The 16,935-nt window shown below is 67.6% G+C and carries 17 protein-coding genes; 2 read left to right on the top strand and 15 right to left on the bottom strand.

The window, feature by feature from the left end:
- Window positions 1-109 precede the first annotated feature (109 nt).
- The 5 genes from ABD116_RS31580 to ABD116_RS31560 all read right to left on the bottom strand — a co-directional run bounded on the left by ABD116_RS31580 (window position 110) and on the right by ABD116_RS31560 (window position 6,827).
- The gene (locus tag ABD116_RS31580; RefSeq protein ID WP_343978636.1) at window positions 110-994 is read right to left on the bottom strand and encodes a carbohydrate ABC transporter permease; all 885 of its coding nucleotides are present in this window, start codon (window positions 992-994) and stop codon (window positions 110-112) included.
- Window positions 994-1,896, bottom strand: a complete 903-nt coding sequence (locus ABD116_RS31575; RefSeq protein ID WP_343978633.1) for a carbohydrate ABC transporter permease — start codon at window positions 1,894-1,896, stop codon at window positions 994-996. The genes ABD116_RS31580 and ABD116_RS31575 overlap by 1 nt, the downstream gene beginning before the upstream one ends.
- Window positions 1,893-3,176 carry an ABC transporter substrate-binding protein gene (locus ABD116_RS31570; RefSeq protein ID WP_343978630.1) on the bottom strand — a complete coding sequence of 428 codons (1,284 nt, stop codon included), beginning with the start codon at window positions 3,174-3,176 and terminating at the stop codon, window positions 1,893-1,895. Before ABD116_RS31570 ends, ABD116_RS31575 begins: the two co-directional genes overlap by 4 nt.
- Window positions 3,177-3,465: 289 nt before the next feature.
- Window positions 3,466-5,610, bottom strand: a complete 2,145-nt coding sequence (locus ABD116_RS31565; RefSeq protein ID WP_343978627.1) for a 3-hydroxyacyl-CoA dehydrogenase NAD-binding domain-containing protein — start codon at window positions 5,608-5,610, stop codon at window positions 3,466-3,468.
- A complete protein-coding gene (locus ABD116_RS31560) occupies window positions 5,607-6,827 on the bottom strand; it encodes an acetyl-CoA C-acetyltransferase (protein WP_343978624.1) in 1,221 nt (406 codons plus the stop codon). Before ABD116_RS31560 ends, ABD116_RS31565 begins: the two co-directional genes overlap by 4 nt.
- 85 nt (window positions 6,828-6,912) lie before the next feature.
- Here ABD116_RS31560 and ABD116_RS31555 point away from each other — a divergent pair, with 85 nt between their 5' ends.
- Both ABD116_RS31555 and ABD116_RS31550 read left to right on the top strand, forming a co-directional pair.
- The gene (locus ABD116_RS31555) at window positions 6,913-7,665 is read left to right on the top strand and encodes a MerR family transcriptional regulator (RefSeq protein WP_343978621.1); all 753 of its coding nucleotides are present in this window, start codon (window positions 6,913-6,915) and stop codon (window positions 7,663-7,665) included.
- A 56-nt stretch (window positions 7,666-7,721) separates the two neighbouring features.
- Window positions 7,722-8,855, top strand: a complete 1,134-nt coding sequence (locus tag ABD116_RS31550; protein WP_343978618.1) for an alpha/beta hydrolase — start codon at window positions 7,722-7,724, stop codon at window positions 8,853-8,855.
- A gap of 56 nt (window positions 8,856-8,911) precedes the next feature.
- Here the strand turns inward: ABD116_RS31550 and ABD116_RS31545 are convergent, their stop codons facing one another.
- The 10 genes from ABD116_RS31545 to ABD116_RS31500 form a co-directional block, all read right to left on the bottom strand.
- Window positions 8,912-9,379 (bottom strand): DUF6985 domain-containing protein, encoded by a 468-nt coding sequence (locus ABD116_RS31545; RefSeq protein WP_343978615.1) that lies wholly within the window; start codon window positions 9,377-9,379, stop codon window positions 8,912-8,914.
- A gap of 96 nt (window positions 9,380-9,475) precedes the next feature.
- Window positions 9,476-9,751, bottom strand: coding sequence for a DUF6510 family protein (locus tag ABD116_RS31540; RefSeq protein WP_343978612.1), 276 nt, complete (start codon window positions 9,749-9,751; stop codon window positions 9,476-9,478).
- On the bottom strand, window positions 9,748-10,503 hold the full coding sequence (locus ABD116_RS31535) for a ferredoxin reductase (RefSeq protein WP_343978609.1): 756 nt from the start codon (window positions 10,501-10,503) through the stop codon (window positions 9,748-9,750). The genes ABD116_RS31540 and ABD116_RS31535 overlap by 4 nt, the downstream gene beginning before the upstream one ends.
- Complete coding sequence (locus ABD116_RS31530) at window positions 10,473-11,069, bottom strand: molybdopterin-dependent oxidoreductase (RefSeq protein WP_343978606.1); 597 nt, start codon at window positions 11,067-11,069, stop codon at window positions 10,473-10,475. The genes ABD116_RS31535 and ABD116_RS31530 overlap by 31 nt, the downstream gene beginning before the upstream one ends.
- Window positions 11,070-11,599: 530 nt before the next feature.
- Entirely contained in the window at window positions 11,600-12,742 is a 1,143-nt protein-coding gene (locus tag ABD116_RS31525; protein WP_343978603.1) for an acyl-CoA dehydrogenase family protein, read from the bottom strand.
- Between the two features lie 49 nt (window positions 12,743-12,791).
- A complete protein-coding gene (locus ABD116_RS31520; protein WP_343978600.1) occupies window positions 12,792-13,916 on the bottom strand; it encodes a CaiB/BaiF CoA transferase family protein in 1,125 nt (374 codons plus the stop codon).
- Between the two features lie 39 nt (window positions 13,917-13,955).
- Window positions 13,956-14,357 carry a hypothetical protein gene (locus ABD116_RS31515; protein WP_343978597.1) on the bottom strand — a complete coding sequence of 134 codons (402 nt, stop codon included), beginning with the start codon at window positions 14,355-14,357 and terminating at the stop codon, window positions 13,956-13,958.
- On the bottom strand, window positions 14,354-15,109 hold the full coding sequence (locus tag ABD116_RS31510; RefSeq protein WP_343978594.1) for an SDR family oxidoreductase: 756 nt from the start codon (window positions 15,107-15,109) through the stop codon (window positions 14,354-14,356). Before ABD116_RS31510 ends, ABD116_RS31515 begins: the two co-directional genes overlap by 4 nt.
- 20 nt (window positions 15,110-15,129) lie before the next feature.
- Window positions 15,130-16,038 carry an RNA polymerase sigma-70 factor gene (locus ABD116_RS31505; RefSeq protein ID WP_343978591.1) on the bottom strand — a complete coding sequence of 303 codons (909 nt, stop codon included), beginning with the start codon at window positions 16,036-16,038 and terminating at the stop codon, window positions 15,130-15,132.
- A gap of 22 nt (window positions 16,039-16,060) precedes the next feature.
- Complete coding sequence (locus tag ABD116_RS31500; protein ID WP_343978588.1) at window positions 16,061-16,867, bottom strand: LysR family transcriptional regulator; 807 nt, start codon at window positions 16,865-16,867, stop codon at window positions 16,061-16,063.
- Window positions 16,868-16,935: the final 68 nt, after the last annotated feature.

The raw sequence follows: 16,935 nt of genomic DNA, 5'->3' as shown, positions 1-16,935 counted from the left end.
GGGAGTCGGAGGGTGCTGTGGCGGGAGCCGGTCAGGGACTCCCGCCACCACGACCACCGACGTCTACCGGGTGGACGTCACCACCGCCGCCGGAGCGGAGGCTGTTTGGTCAGTCCTTGATGCCGGACTGGGTGACGCCCTGGATCAGGTAGCGCTGCAGGAACGCGAAGATCAGCACCAGCGGCACGATCGACACCGCGGCCGCCATGAAGAGCTGGTGGATGTTGACCGTCTGCGCGGTGATGAAGGTCGACATCGCCACCTGGACGGTCCAGGACTTCTCGTCCTGGCCGATCACCAGCGGCCAGATGAACGAGTTCCAGTTGCCGATGAACGTGATCGCCGCGATCGCCGCGAAGAACGGCAGCGAGTTGGGCACCACGATCCGCCAGAACGTGGTGAAGTACCCCGCTCCGTCGACCCGTGCCGCCTCCTCGAGTTCCTTGGGGAAGCCGAGGAAGTACTGCCGGAACAGGAAGGCGGCGAACCCGCTGAACAGCGTCGGGATGATCATGCCGCGCAGCGTGCTGACCCAGCCCAATGAGGACACCACGATGAAGCTCGGGATGAAGCTCACCGCGGCCGGGATCATCAGCGTCGCCATCACCGCGTAGAACACCTTGTCGGCGTGCTTGTACGGGATCCGGGCCAGCCCGTACCCCGCCATCGATGCCAGCAGCAACTGTCCGCCGGTGCCCAGGATGCCGATCACCGCGGAGTTGTAGAGCGCCCGGGCCATCGGGACGTTCTCGTCGTCGAACAGTTCCTTGATGTTGCCCCACTGGAGATCGGTGGGGAAGAACTTCCAGTCGACGCCGGTGATGTCGGCCTCGGTGGACAGGGCGTTCCGTAGTACCAGGTAGAACGGGATCAGGAAGAGCAAGGTCGCGAGGATGAGCGCGACCCAGCGCATTACCGACCCGACCACGCCCAGCGGGCTGCGGGTGTAGCCGATCGGTTGCGGCGTACCGGTGGTCCGCTCGATCGCCGCCATCAGTCGTTCGCCTTTCCGAAGCCGAAGATCTTGCTCTGCAGCAGGGTGAGCAACATGATCACCACCGCCAGGATGAGGGCGCCGGCGCTGCCGTGGCCGAGGTCCTGGATGTTGCCGAGCGAGACCTTGTAGAGGTAGACCAGCGGCGGCCGGGCGAAGTTCGCGTCGGCGCCGATCAGGTTGTAGAACTCGTCGAAGGCCTGGTAGGCCGCGATCAGGTTCAGCAGCAGCACCGCGACCGAGGTCGCCCGCAGCTGCGGCCAGGTGATGAAGCGGAACACCTGCCAGCCGGGCTTCGCGCCGTCGACGTACGCCGCTTCGTACAGCGCCGGGTTGATCCGCTGCAGGCCGGCGATGAACAGGATCATGTAGAAGCCGAGCTGCAGCCACAGCCGCACGGTCACGATCGGCAGCCAGTACCAGGGCGGGTCGACCGTCGACAGCCAGGCGATCTGGTCGAGGCCGAACCAGCCCAGCACCGTGTTGGCCAGGCCGAACCGGACGCCGTTGAAGATCGACAGCTTCCAGATCAGCGAGGCCACCACGTACGAACAGGCCGTCGGCAGGAAGAAGACCGAACGGAAGAACGCCTTGGCCACCTTGACCTGGTTGACCAGCAGGGCCAGCGCGAGCGACAGCACGAAGGTCAGCGGCACGATGAAGATCGCGAAGATCGTGAACGTGCCGAGTGCGCTGATGAAGTTGCGGTCGGTCAGCATGTCGACGTAGTTCTGCAGCCCGACGAAGTCGGTCGGGGTGACCGTGTTCTGCGCCGAGAAGAAGCTCAGCACCAGGCTCCACAGGATCGGCAGATAGCTGAAGATCAGCAGGCCGATCACGAACGGACCGGTGAAGATCCAGAACCACAGCGTGTTGTTGCGGGTGGCCGCCCCTCTGCTCACCCGAAGAGCCTCGCCAGCTCGGTGTTCACGGTCTTGTCCAGCTTGGCCAGCTCACCCGTCGGGTCGGCGCCCTTGCGGATCACGTTGTTCAGCAGGTCGGTGAAGCCGGTGGCCATCTTCGGCGTCCAGGCCGGGCGGTCGACGACGCCGAAGTCCTGGTTGAGCTTGACCACCTCGGCGGCCGCGCCGGTCTGCAGCTTGGTCGCCTTGGCGGCCAGGCTCTTGCGCGGCGGGATGTGGAAGCCGTAGTTGAGGTTCCAGTCCTCCTGGTCCTCGGCGTTGTCCACCCACAGCCACTTCACGAACTTCTTGGCCGCGTCGATGTTGGCGCTCTTCGCGGAGACGAACTGGGTCCAGCCGCCGGACGGCAGCGCCTGCTTGCCCTGGGCATCGAGCTTGGGGTAGGCGAAGACGCCGAAGTCGTCGCCGAGCGCCTTCTGGATGGCCGGCATCGCCCACAGGCCGGTCCACTGGATCGCGGCCAGGCCCTGCACGAACGCACCCGGGTCCCACCAGTCGGCCGGGGCCCCGAGCAGCACGGACTTGTCGGCGAAGAACTGGTGCAGCTTGCTGAACGCCTGCGCCGCCCGGGCATTGTTGAAGTCCGGCTTGTTGTCGTCGGTCAGGTACTGGCCGCCGGACGACCACAACGCCGGGCCGCCGCAGATGTTGCCGCCGTCGTTGCCGATGAAGATGCCCTTCACCTTGTCGGTGGTGAGCGTCTTGGCCGCCGCGATCAGGTCGTCGATCGTCTCCGGCGGCTTGATCCCGGCCTTGGAGAACATCGACTTGCGGTAGTAGAAGACCTGCGGGTCGTCGATCATCTTGATGCCGTAGAGCTTGCCGTCGACCGTGTTCGTCTTCAGGTCGTTCGGGTTGAAGTCGGCCTTGGCGTCGCCGAGGATGTCGTCCAGTGGCACCACCTGGCCGCTCTTCACCATCGCGACGTTCAGTTGGCTCTCGAAGACGTCCGGACCGTTGCTGGACAGCAGGCCCGAAGCGAGCTTGGCGCCGTAGTCGCCGGGCACCCAGGTCACCGCGACGTTGGAGTCGGTGTAGGCCTTCGCGTACTTCAGCGCGGCTTCCTTCGTACCGGCCTCGCCGTACTGGTGGTACCACTGCGACAGCGTGACCTTGCTGCCGCCGCCTCCCCCACTGCTGGACGGTCTACCGGTGTTGCCTCCACAAGCGGCGGTGAAGGCGGCGAGGGCCGCGAGGCCACCGGTCCGCTTGAGCAGGTCGCGCCGGGACAGACCAGCGTTCGGGATACGAGCAGGCATACGTGTCCACCTCCAGGGGCTAGCGGATCAGAGTTACTTAACTACGTAAAGCATCTCTGGTTTCGCACACGTTACAACTAAGTCAAACATCGCAACAGCCCTGGCCGGTGACAGTTCGGGCACGACTCCGAGTGTCTTCGATGTAACGCTGAGGTTAATCGTTGTAAAAGATCCTGCAATCCGGACACGATTGTCAACAGTCTGCGCCCAGCCGATCACACACCATCACACAAAAGAGCGCGGTACCGGACAATGCCGGTACCGCGCTCCGTGATCGAATTAGTTGAATTCAGTCGAATTTCTCTCCCAATTCGGCCTTCTTCACCAGTAACGCGGGCGGCTCGAACCGCGCGCCGTAACTCTGCGCGAGCTCCTGCGAGCGGGCGACGAAGCCGGCCAGACCGCCGGCGTACGCGTTGATGTACTGCAGCGCCCCACCGTGCAGCGGCGGGAAGCCGATGCCGAAGATCGAGCCGATGTTGGCGTCGGCCGTCGACCGGAGGACGCCTTCCTCGACGCACTTCACCGTCTCGAGCGACATCGCGAAGGCCATCCGCTCCTGCAGATCGATCAGCGGTACGGCGACGTCCTCGCGGACGAAGTGCTCCCACAGCCCGGGCCACAGGTGCTTCGGCCCGTCCGCCGGGTAGTCGTAGAAGCCGGCCCCCGCCGCCTTGCCCTTGCGATCGAACTCCGTCACCAGCCGCTCGGCGACCGCCATGCCCGGGTGATCGTCGAAGGCACCCGCGCTGCCACCGGCCGCCCGGGCCGCGTCGCGGATCTTCATCGGAAGCGTCAGCGTCACCTCGTCGATCATCGCCAGCGGCGGTGCCGGGAAGCCCATCTGGGTCGCCGCCCGCTCGATCGTCACCGGATTCACGCCCTCGGCAACCATCGCGGCACCCTCCATCACCAGCGTGCCGAAGACCCGCGAGGTGAAGAAGCCGCGGCTGTCGTTGACCACGATCGGCGTCTTCTTGATCTGCCGGACCACGTCGTACGCCTTGGCGAGTGTGCGATCCGAGGTCTTCTCCCCCACGATCAGCTCGACCAGCGGCATCCGGTCGACCGGCGAGAAGAAGTGCATGCCGACGAAGTCGTCCGGCCGGTCGATGCCCTCGGCCAGCGAGGTGATCGGCAGCGTCGAGGTGTTCGAGCACAGCAGCGCGTCCGGCTCGACAACGCCGGCGATCTCGGCGAAGACCTTCTGCTTCAGCTCCTCGCTCTCGAACACCGCCTCGATCACCAGGTCGCACCCGGCCAGGTCGTTCGGGTCGGCGGTCGGCGTGATCAGGCTCAGGAACGCCTCCGCCTTCTGCGGCGTACTCCGCCCCTTCTGCACCTGCTTGGCGAGCAGTTTCTCGGAGTACTGCTTGCCCTTCTCGGCCGCCTCGAGCGAGACGTCCTTGAGCACGACCTCCATGCCCACCTTGGCGCACACGTACGCGATGCCCGCGCCCATCATGCCCGCGCCGAGCACCCCGACCTTGCGGGCCTTGTACGCCGGTACGCCGTCCGGCCGCGACGCCCCGGCGTTGATCGCCTGGAGCTCGAAGAAGAACGCGTTGATCATGTTCTTCGCGATCTGGCCCGTCGCCAGCGAGACGAAGTACCGCGACTCGATCCTGCTGGCCGTCGCGAAGTCGACCTGGCTGCCCTCGACGGCCGCGCTCATGATGGCCCGCGGAGCCGGGTACGGGGCGCCTTTGAGCTGCTTGCGCAGATTGGCCGGGAAGGCCGGGAGGAACGCGGCCAGCTTGGGCGAGGACGGCGTACCGCCCGGGATCTTGTAGCCGTCGCGATCCCACGGCTGTTTCGCGTCGCCGTCATAGGAATCGATGAACCGGTACGCCGCGGCCAGCAACTCGTCGGCGGGGACGACCTCGTCGACGATGCCGACCGACTTGGCGTGCGCGGGCTTCATCCGCTGGCCCTGAAGAAGGACCTTCATCAGCGCGTCCTGCAGGCCGAGCATCCGGACCGTGCGGGTGACGCCACCACCGCCGGGCAGCAGGCCGAGCGTCACCTCGGGGACGCCGATCTCGATCCGGTTGTCGTCGGCAACGATCCGGTGGTGGCAGGCGAGCGCGATCTCCAGCCCGCCGCCGAGCGCCGCGCCGTTGATCGCGGCGACGACCGGTACGCCGAGCGTCTCCAGCACCCGCAGCTGACGCTTGACCTCCTCGAGCGTCGCGAAGACCTCGGCCGCGTTCTCGGGCTGGATCTGGGACAGCATCTGCAGGTTGCCACCGGCGAAGAAGGTGGACTTGGCGCTGGTGATCACCACGCCCTTCAGCGTGTCCTTCTCGGCCTGCAGGCGCTCGACCGTCGAGGCCATCGCGGCGAGGTAGGTCTCGTTCATCGTGTTCGCCGAGGCGGCCGGGTCGTCCATCGTCAAGGTGACGACGCCGTCGGTGTTCTTCCAGTCGATCATGCCGCCAGCCTCTCGATGATGGTGGCGACGCCCATGCCGCCGCCGACACACAGGGTGGCCAGACCGTAGCGGAGCTCGCGCCGCTCCAGCTCGTCCAGCAGGGTGCCGATCTGCATCGCGCCGGTGGCGCCGAGCGGGTGGCCGAGCGCGATCGCGCCGCCGTTGACGTTCACCTTCTCGTGCGGGACGCCGAGGTCGTTCATGAAGTGCAGGACGGCCGCCGCGAAGGCCTCGTTCATCTCGAACAGGTCGATGTCGGAGACCTCGAGCCCGGCCTTCGCCAGCGCCTTGCGGGCGGCGGGCGCGGGGCCGGTCAGCATGATCGTCGGGTCGGTGCCGCTCACTGCCGCCGCGACCACCCGGCCGCGGGGTGCCTGACCGAGCGCCTCACCGGCCTTCTCGTTGCCGATGGCAACCAGGGCGGCGCCGTCGACGATGCCGGACGAGTTGCCGGCGTGGTGCACGTGCTCGATCCGCTCGACGGTCACGTACTTCTCCAGCGCGACCGAGTCGAAGCCACCGTGCTCGCCGATGGCCGCGAAGGACACCGGCAGACCGGCCAGCGTCTCGACCGTCGTACCAGGTCGTACCAACTGGTCGTGGTCGAGGATCTGCAGGCCGTTGCGATCCGTCACCGCAACGATCGAGCGGGCGAAGTAGCCGTTGGCCCAGGCCTTGGCGGCCCGGGCGTGCGACTCCGCTGCGTACGCGTCGACGTCGGTGCGGGAGAAGCCGTCCATCGTGGCGATCAGGTCGGCGCTGATGCCCTGCGGGATGAAGTTCGTCTGCATCGCGGTCTCCGGGTCCATCGCCCAGGCGCCGCCGTCGGAGGCCATCGGCACCCGCGACATCGACTCGACGCCACCGGCCAGGATGAAGTCCTCCCAGCCGGAGCGGATCCGCTGCGCGGCCTGGTTGACGGCTTCGAGGCCGGAGGCGCAGAAGCGGTTGAGCTGCACGCCGCCGGTCGTCTCCGGGTAGCCCGCCGCGAGGACCGCAGTACGGGCGATGTCCATGCCCTGGTCGCCGATCGGGGTGACGACACCGAGCACGACGTCGTCGATCGCCTCCTCGTCGAACCCGGGGTGCCGGACCCGCAGCTCCTCGAGCAGGCCGGTGATCAGCTGGATCGGCTTCACCTCGTGCAGCGCGCCGGCCGCCTTGCCCTTGCCGCGCGGTGTCCGGATCGCATCGTAGAGAAACGCTTCAGTGCTCATGGGGATCCCGTCGGTCGAGTCGTCCCGCTGATTGTGACAGTTCTGGTGTCATGGTCGTCAAGAGGGGGTCGTTATGATCTCGGCCATGCCAGATGCGAGGCCACAAGCAACCGCGGACGATGCGACCCTCACGGTCGACGAGCTGTCCGCCCGGGTCGGGATGACCGTGCGCACGTTGCGCTTCTACGCGGGCCGCGGCCTGATTCCACCGCCGGTACGCCGGGGACGCGTCGGGTACTACGGTCCCGAGCACATCGCCCGGCTCGACCTGGTCCGCGAGCTGCAGGCGCACGGGTTCAACCTGTCGGCGATCGAGGGCTACCTGGATCGGATCCCGGCCGACGCGACCCCGCAGGACATCGCGCTGCACCGGACGCTGCTCACCCCGTGGATGCGGGACCTGCCCGAGACGCTCGACCGGGCGGCGCTGGTACGGCGTACCGGTCGTGAACTGACCGACGACGAGATCGAGATGCTGATCGCGCTCGGCGTGGTCGAACCGACCCCGGACGAGGACGTCTTCCAGGTCGCGACGGCGCACCTCAGCCTCGGCGTGGAGCTGCTCGAACTGGACCTGCCGGTCGATGCGGTGCTCGATGTCGGGCGGATCTTCAGCGAGCACGGGCGGGCGCTGGCCGAGGAGCTGACCGAGGTGTTCCGGACCAAGGTCTGGCCGCACTACCGCGACTCGGGCGGCCCGCCGGAGCACATCCAGCAGCTGGTCGAGCGGTTCAAGCCGGTCACCATCCAGGGCCTGGTGATCGCGTACGAGCGGGCCGTCGGCGAGACGCAGCGCGACACGATCCGCCGCTCCCGGGCCAAGCCTCCGCGACGCTGACAAGACCCTGACATTCCGGCTGACAACCGGTTGTCAGGGATGCGCGTGCGACCTGTATGAGGAAACTGCTGACCGTCGTCGCCACGCTCGCCCTGTCGGGCGCGACATTGGTGCCGACGGCAACCACCGCCCAAGCTTCCACACTCCACCCGGTCGGCTCGGCCACGTACAGCGCCGGCCGTGATCTGACCGCCGTCGTGCACTATCCGAAGGACCTCGACGGTCACAAGTACCCGGTCGTGCTGATGTCGCACGGTCTCTGGATCACCTGCGCGGACAAGCAGGCGTGGGAGGACCAGGACTACGAGAAGCTGTCCGCCTGGCCTTGCCCGGCCGGTACTCCGGAGATCCCCAGCTACAGCGGCTACGACTACCTCGGCCAGGCGCTCGCGACGCAGGGCATGATCGTGATCTCGATCGACGCGAACAGCACGATCGATCTGATGGGCGAGGAGCAGGACGCGGCCCGCGCGTCGCTGATCAACCAGCACCTGGCGATGTGGCAGCAGCTGTCCGCTCGTGGGACAGGTCCGCTGGCCGGCAAGCTCAAGGATCACGGCAAGGCGATCGACTTCCGCGGGCATGCCGACCTGGCCGACGTCGGGCTGATGGGTCACTCCCGGGGTGGGCGCGGGACCTTGCTCGAGGCGGCTGACGTGAACCAGAAGAACTGGCCGGCCGGCGTGCGGATCAAGGCGGTCGTACCGCTCGCTGCCGCCGAGCCGTATGCGCCGGACGACAACCCGGACAACGCGGAGTACGACAACTACCGGATCACCGACATCCCCGTCGCGTCGTTCGTCGGGAGCTGCGACCGTGCCGTCGACGGGCATCTCGCCTATCTCGGCGCGCACAACAAGGCGCCGTACTACGAGTACTACGTGCACGGCGCGAACCACGACTTCTACAACACCCAGTGGTCGCCTTCGAGTGGTCAGGTCGGCGCGTACGACGACGCCGAACTGGATCCGCCCCGGCCGTCGCCGGGTCACTGCCTGGCCGATGACGACCACCAGCGCTCCGACAAGCAGTTGACCGAGACGCAGCAGCGGCTGGTGTCGACGACGTACCTGTCCGCCTTCTTCCGTCGCTATCTCTTGGGTGACACCCGCAGCAACTCAATCCTCAACGGAAGCATCAAACCCTTGGGGGCCTTCTCGACGATCGACGTCCACGTAGACCTCCCGTGATACGCCGCCGGTCCGGTCCGCCCATGCCCGGGTGGACCGGACCGGTCGGTGCTGTTTCAGTCGACCTCACCGTCGTACCGGCCCGCTTTGGTGAGGACGGCGCCGTCGCGGAAGACGAGTTGCAGGCCGTGCTCGGGCTCCCAGTCGCACTCGCACTCCAGCGACACGTAGACCCGCCCGTCCCCGTCGTCGTTGCGGAACACCTCGGGCTCGTTCCCCAGCTCGACGTACTGGAGCACGTCCTCCGGCCCGTCGATCCGGACCTCCAACTCGTCGCCGAGCTCGCCGCGCACCTTGAGGTAGTACCCGTAGATCGCCTGCCGCGCGTCGGTGAGCGCCTCCGGCCCGAGGGCGAGGAATCTGCCGATCGCGAGCTGGAAATCCTCATGGTCGTCCGGCTCCTCGTACCCCTGCACGAGGAACTCGCACCCCACCCCACCGAGCACCGCGACCGGAACGGCTTTGCTCCGGTACCCCTCGAAGGCCTCATCTTCCACGACCGGCCCAAGCCCAGGAATCTCCATGCGCCGGATGCTAGAAGCAAAAAAGCCCACAACCGCGCCGATTCGGTCTGCGTGCAATGTCACTTGCTGCAATCCGGCCCTGCGGCCGGTCCGGGGTCAGGTCTGGTTCGAGAAGCGGAGGTAGGTGAGGCCTCGGAGGTCGAGGTACGTGTCGGTGGGGGTGGTGACTACCCGGAGTAGGACGTCGTCGCACCCGGAGCAGCGGGCGACCAGGCCGGGGGCGTCCATGAAGACGTGGGTCTCGGCGAAGACGCCGGTACGGCCGCAGCCGGCGCACTGGCCGATGGCGGCGGTGATGTCGACGGCGAAGAGTTCGCGCAGCGTTCCTGCTGCGGCGTTGCCATCGAGGTAGGTCGGAACATCCGCGGTCATCGCGGTCCTCCTGTCGGTCCGAAGCGTTCGGTTCTCACCCGGGCCGGGTCGTGGCCGGCCTCGACGAGCAGGTCGGCCACCGCCTCGACGAACGGGGTGGGACCGCAGACATAGACGGTCGGTTGCTCTTCGGGTGGGAAGGCGACCGACTTGAGCAGTTCCGCGTCGACGCGGGCCGGCGGGCGGGTCTCCCCCGGCGGCGCTTCGCGGGTGTAGGCGAAGGTGATGTCGACGTCCTCGGACATCGCCACCTCCTTCAGATCGTGCACGTAGATGACCGACGCGGGCCGGCGTACGGAGTACAGGAGTCTCGCTGGTCGGGTGCTCTCTTCGGCCGCGTGGGCGCGCAGCATCGCCATCAGCGGTACTACGCCCGAGCCGCCGCCGATGAGCTGGATCGGGCCCTCTTGCTCGGGCTTCCAGACGAACCAGCCACCGACCGGGCCGCGGACCTCGAGTGGGTCGCCGACCTTGAGCACGTCGACCAGGTACGGCGAGACCTCACCGTCGGGCACCTGCTCGACGGTCAGCTCGATCGTCGTACCGGTCCACGCCGAGGCGATCGAGTACGACCGGGAGGCGCGGTAGCCATCCTCCGCGGTGAGCCGGACGTCCAGGTGCTGCCCGGCCAGATGCCCCGGCCAGTCCGGTACGTCCACCACGATGGTGCGGGCCGTCGCCGTCTCTTCCCGGACCTCGGTAACGATGCCGACCTGCCAGGTCAGTCGCCGGCGTATCGCTGTTCTTTCCATGGGTCTCCGTACTCGTGATAACCGGCGGTCTCCCAGAAGCCCAGATCCTCGGTGTCGGACAGGATCAGGCCGCGCACCCATTTGGCGCTCTTCCACAGGTACAGGTGCGGCACCAGCAACCGGGCCGGGCCGCCGTGCTCGGGGTGCAGCGGCTCACCGTCGTACTCGTAGGCGACCCAGGCCTGGCCGTCGAGCAGGTCCTCGAGCGGCAGGTTGGTCGTGTACCCGCCGTAGCTGTGCACCATCACGAAGTCAGCGGCGGTCTCCACGTCGGCCAGAAGCAGGTCGAGCGAGACGCCCCGCCACTCGGTGCCCAGCTTGGACCACCTGGTCACGCAGTGCAGATCCTTGGTGATCGTCTCGCTCGGCAGCGAGGTGAACGACTTCCAGTCCCACTTGGTCAGCTCACCCGCCTCGTTGGCGACGGTGAACTCCCAGTGCTCCGGCTGGATGTGCGGCGTCGGCCCCGCCGACAGCACCGGAAACTCATGCGTCAGGTACTGCCCCGGCGGCAGATCGTTGCCACCCCGCCGTCGGCCGGTGAAGCCCGGCGACACAGTGCTCATCGGTGACCTCCTTCAAGCTGAAACCACTCCGGGCAGTCAATCACGAATCACCCCCCGAGTCCCGGAGTACGGCAACAATCGTCAGGTTCACCGCCAACGCCCGACCGACCCGTGTTGAGGCCCGGGGCCAGCCCCGTTGGGTGGGCCACCACCGGACCGGCCCCTCGTCGGCCTGGCCGGGCAGCCCGTCGGCCTGGCTGCTGGCAGCTTTTCGGGCCACCGACGTCAAGCATCACGCCAGCGGCACAAGAACCCGCCAGCCGACTCCGATCAGCCCGGACGAGCCCAGTTTCGCCGGTCCGTCACCGCGCGGATCGCCACGCACGCACAACTCCCGCGGACCGCCCCGACGCGCCGGGGTAAGCGGTTGCCCTGGTGGGTTGGGTAGGCATGGCGGTCCATCCGTTGCCCCCAGCAACCAAATCCGGGGCCGGCCGTCGCCTCGGCTGGAGTTGGGGAGGATCTTTCTGGAGGCCGGGGAGCCAAATACCCCTGGTGAGGGATAAAACCCGCCCCAACCCACGCGAACGTCAGATGCCCATGGTGCGGCCGATGATTTCCTTCATGATTTCGGTGGTGCCGCCGTAGATGGTCTGGATGCGGGTGTCGAGGTAGGCCTTGGCGATGGGGTACTCGGTCATGAAGCCGTAGCCGCCGTGGAGTTGCAGGCACTTGTCGACGACCTTCTTCTGGAGTTCGGTCGTCCACCACTTGGCCATCGCGGCGTCGGAGACCGTCAGGGTGCCGGCGTTGAGCTCTTCGATGCAGCGGTCGACGAAGACCCTGGCGATCTGGGTTTCGGTGGCCAGCTCGGCCAGCACGAAACGGGAGTTCTGGAAGGAGCCGATCGGGCGCCCGAAGGCCTTGCGGTCCTTCACGTAGGCGAGGGTCGTTTCGAGGATGCTCTCGCAGGCGGCGGCCGCGACCACGGCGATGGTGAGGCGCTCCTGGGGCAGCTTCTCCATCAGGTAGATGAAACCCTTGCCCTCCTCGCCGAGCAGGTTGGTGGCCGGGACGCGGACGTTGTCGAAGAAGAGTTCGGCGGTGTCCTGGGCCTTCAGGCCGATCTTCTCCAGGTTGCGGCCGCGCTCGAAGCCGGGCATGCCCCGCTCGACGACGAGCAGCGAGATCCCTTGGTAGCCGGCCTCCGGATCGGTCTTGGCCACGACCAGGACGAGGTCGGCGAGGATGCCGTTGGAGATGAAGGTCTTCTGGCCGTTGAGGATGTAGTCGTCGCCATCACGCTTGGCGGTCGTGGTGATGCCTTGCAGGTCGCTCCCGGCGCCCGGCTCGGTCATCGCGATCGCCGTGATCAGCTCGCCGGAGCAGAACTTGGGCAGCCAGCGCGCCTTCTGCTCCTCGGTCGCGTAGTCAAGCAGGTACGACGAGACGAGGTCGGCGTGGATGGTGAAGCCGGGGCCGCTCGCCCGCGCCTTGGTCACCTCTTCGATCACCACGGTGTTGAAGCGGAAGTCGCGTGCTCCACCGCCGCCGTACTCCTCGGGCATCATGAAGCCGAACAGGCCCGCGTCGCCGGCCGCCGTCCAGAGCTCGCGCGGGACGATGCCGGCCTCTTCCCAGCCGTCGTGGTGCGGGGTGATCTCCTTCTCGCAGAACGCCCGCGCGGTCTCGCGGAAGGCATCGTGATCGGCATCGAAGAGGTGACGTTCCACGGGCGGTCTCCTGTAGGTGATCCGGTACTACGGGCACCGGCTGCTGTTGTCAGTCGGCTTGGACGGCAGCGCCGGAGCCGAGCAGGGAGTCGACGTCGGTCACTCCCCAGTCGGCCAACGCCTCGCGGGTGTGCTGGCCAGGGCACGCGGGAGGCCGGCCGAGTTGGGTCGGGGTGCGGGAGAAGCGTGGCGCGGGGGCGGGCTGCCGGACGCCCTCGTTGTCGACGAAGGTGCCTCGGGCAAGTAGGTGGGGGTGGTCGGCGGCCGGCCGTAGTACCGGCGAGACGCAGGCGTCGGTACCGTCGAACAGCTCGGTCCACTCGGCCTGGGTGCGCTGGGCGAAGGTCTCGGTGAAGAGTTTGTGGAGCTCCGGCCAGTTCGCCTGGTCGTACCGATCTGGGGCTTGTACCCCGAGCAGGCGGACCAGCTCGTCGTAGAACTGCGGCTCGATCGCGCCGACCGCCATGAACTCGCCGTCCGATGTCTCGTACACGTCGTAGAACGGCGCTCCGGTGTCGAGCAGGTTCGTCCCGCGCTGCAACTGCCAATTGCCGGCAGCCAAGGCGCCGTGCACGATCGTGGTGAGGTGTGCAGCGCCGTCGAGGATCGCCGCGTCGACGACCTGACCGCGACCGCTTCCCCACGCCTCGACCACCGCAGCGAGGATGCCGATGACGAGGTACAGCGAGCCGCCGGCGAAGTCGCCGAGCAGGTTCACCGGGACCTGCGGCGGGCCGCCCGCCCGGCCGATGAGGGACAGCGCGCCGGACAGAGCGAGATAGTCGATGTCGTGCCCGGCCGACTGAGCCAGCGGACCGTCCTGACCCCAGCCGGTCATCCGGCCGTAGACCAGCTTGGGGTTGACCTCGTGGCACGCGTCCGGGCCTAGCCCAAGACGCTCCGCCACACCGGGCCGGAAGCCTTCGACCAGTACGTCGGCACGCGCAACCAACTGCAGCACCGTCTCGATCGCCGCCGGGTTCTTCAGGTCGAGCGCGACATTCCGCCGACCACGGTTGAGCAACTCGAACTCGGGCGGCCCCATCGCGAGCCCGCCGCCCGGTCGCTCGATCCGCAGCACCTCCGCCCCGAGCTCGGCCAACATCATGCAGGCGAACGGCGCCGGCCCGATCCCGGCCAACTCGACGACCTTCACCCCGCTCAGTGGACCCATGCGAGTCATTGTGACAGTAGTACTGTCACAGTCGTCAAGTCATCCTGCGACGCGCGGCCTCCTCAGCGCGGCCGGGACCAACGCGAGCGGGAGCAGGACCGACAAGATCGTGAAGGCGAGCAGTACCGCCGACCACCCCGGCGAGTCCGCGTTCAGGTGGTCGGCATGGAAGGCCAGGTGCGTGACGGAGTACGAGAGATAGGCGAGCAACGCGACGAGTACCAGCCGGCGCTCGAGCCAGATCGCGGCGGCCGCGACCACGATGCCGATCCCGATGGTAGTGCTGCCGAAGTCGCGGAAGAGGTGCTCACTGTACGGCGGCGTCCAGTCGACCGTCGGCACGTCGTTGTAGAAGCTCGCCGGGAAGAACAAGGTCCAGCCCCCGACCACCAGTTGAATCAGCGCAAGGACGACCAGCCCGGCCCGCAGCACGCGGCTCATCCCTTCGCCCCGGCCTTGAACCGGTCGGTGAGATAGTCGGCGAACGTCTTCTGCCCGTACCTCGTATCGCCGGTCATCGCCAAGCCGTCAGCGAAGGCCCGGAACGCCTTGCCCGGCAGGCGGATCGGGACTATCGGCCGACGGGACCCGGCTGCTTGCTTCCAGAAGGCCGCCAGGTCGCGGACGGAATGTTGCTCCGGGCCCCCAATGTCAGCGACTCGACCGGCCGGTTGGGCGGCGGCCAGCTCGGCGAGGCGGGTGGCGACGTCCTCGACCGCGATCGGCTGGAGTCGCATCGACGGTGCGAGCAGGAACGGAAGGAACCGCTGAGCGCTGAACACCCTGTCGACGAGGTCGTGGAACTGGGTGGCTCGCAGCAGCGAGTACGGGATCGCCGACTGCTCGACCAGGCGCTCCATCTCCAGCTTGTACCGGTAGTACGGCAGCGGGATCCGGTCGACGCCGACGATCGAGATGACGATCAGGTGCTCGACGCCGGACGGGCGCAGCGCCTCGACCAGGTTCTGCGCCTGCGCGACGTCAGCGCGTCCTTGGCTGGTGGCGAGGTGGAGCACGGTGTCGACGCCGTTGAGCGCCTCTTGGAGTCCGGCGCCTCTGGTGAGATCGCCGGTGGTCAGGCCCGGACCGCGCCGGCGGCTCAGGACGCGGACGTCGTGGCCGGCCGCGCGCAGCTTCGCGGTCGCCGGGCGGCCCAGGGTGCCGGTGCCACCGGTGACGAGGATGGTTCGCATGGGTGATGTCCTTTCGGTCATCAGCCCAGACCGGGCACCCCGCCGATTCGTGACAACTGCTCCCCGACATGGCCGAGCTTGTCCGGATTCATCACGAAGTCGAGGTTCGCCAGTTCGCCGTTCTCGATCGTCAGGAAGACGATCGCGGCGACGGCTCCGGAGTCGGCGACGAGCAACACCGGTTCTCCGTTCGCCTGCGCGAAGTGCGTGGTGAACCCGGCCCCGAACTTCTCCAGTACGCCGGTCAGGTACCGCGCGACGTTCGAGCGACCGACGACCGGCTGGCGAGCCGCCCTGGCCTTGCCGCCGCTGTCGGCCCGCGACACCACGTCAGCGGCGAGCAGCGATTCGAGCCCGGCGATGTCGCCGAGCTGGGCGGCCGCGAGGAAGCGCTCGACGAACACCCGCCACTTGCCCGTGTCGACCTCCTGCGGTTCCTGGTCGGCAGCGACCCGCTTGCGCGCTCGTGAATGCAGTTGGCGGGCGTTGGCTTCCGTCGTACCGATCAGGTCGGCGACCTCGCGATGGGAGTAGGCGAAGGCTTCGCGGAGCACGTACGCCGCCCGCTCCGCGGGAGTGAGCTTCTCCAGCACGGTCAGCAGCGCAAAGGAAACGGACTCGCGCTGAGCGACCTCGTCGAGCGGGCCGAGGTCATCGAGCCTGGCACCGGTCAGGACGGGCTCGGGCAGCCACTCGCCGACGTACGTCTCGCGCCGCGCCCGCGCCGAGGTGAGCTGGTTGAGGCAGAGGTTCGTGACGGTCTTCGCGAGGAAAGCGGCCGGCTCCTTGACGGTCTCGTGGTCGACCGACTGCCAGCGCAGCCAGGCGTCCTGCAGGACCTCGTCGGCCTCGGTCGCCGAGCCGAGCATCCGGTAGGCGATCCCGAACATCCGCCCGCGATGCTCCTGAAAGACCTCCAGCTGCTCCACCCGATCATCTTCGCAGGCGGCCTCAGGCCCGCAGAGCCGTGGTCGCCAGGTCGAGGAAGTCGAGCACCCGGTCGGTACGGCGACTCGTCGCGACGACCAGGCAGGTCTCGTCCGGCTCGTTGTCCAGGATCGGCAGGTAGACCAGGTCGGAGCGCGGATACAGCCTGGCCACGGTGTCCGGCACCAGCGCGATGCCCTGACCGGACGCGATCGCCTCGAACTTCTCCTCCAGCGACGCCATCCGGCGCGGCAGCGCGTTCATCACCGACTCACCGTCGAGATCGGCCAGCACCAGCGACTCCCGCTCCGCCAGCCGATGCGTGATCGGCAGACAGGCGACCCTGTGCTCGAAGCCGATCGGGACGACATGCATCCCGGTCCGGTCGAACGAACCGCGCAGGTAGCCGACATCGGCTCGGCCGTCCCGAAGTGGCGCGTCCTGCTCCCACCAGTTCAGGCCGAGCACGTCGACCTCGATCTCCGGGTACTTCGCTGTAAACGCGAGCACCACCTCGGACACATGCAGTCCGGACGCGAAGCCGACCACGATCCGCTGCACCCCGCGATCGATCTCGTGCACCCGCCGCACCGCGGAGTCGACGGTCGCGAACACCCCGCGCGCCTCTTGCCGCAACGCCTCCCCCGCAGGCGTCAGCTGCACGCTGCGGGTCGTCCGGACGAACAGGTCGCAGCCGAGTTCGCGTTCCAGCGAGCGGATCTGCCGGCTGAGCACGGGCTGGGCGATGTACAGCTCCTCGGCCGCCCGGCCGAAGTGCTGATGCTCGGCGACAGCCGCGAAGTACCGGAGTTTGCGGAGGTCCAGATCCATACCTCAACCGTATCAATAGTCACGGAGAGGTATTGGACCCCTCGCTCACGGTCACGCAGAGTTGTTCC

Origin of the sequence: Kribbella koreensis (assembly GCF_039525325.1) — a bacterium.
GTDB lineage: Bacteria > Actinomycetota > Actinomycetes > Propionibacteriales > Kribbellaceae > Kribbella > Kribbella koreensis.
This window is presented reverse-complemented; position numbering and strand designations above follow the sequence as displayed.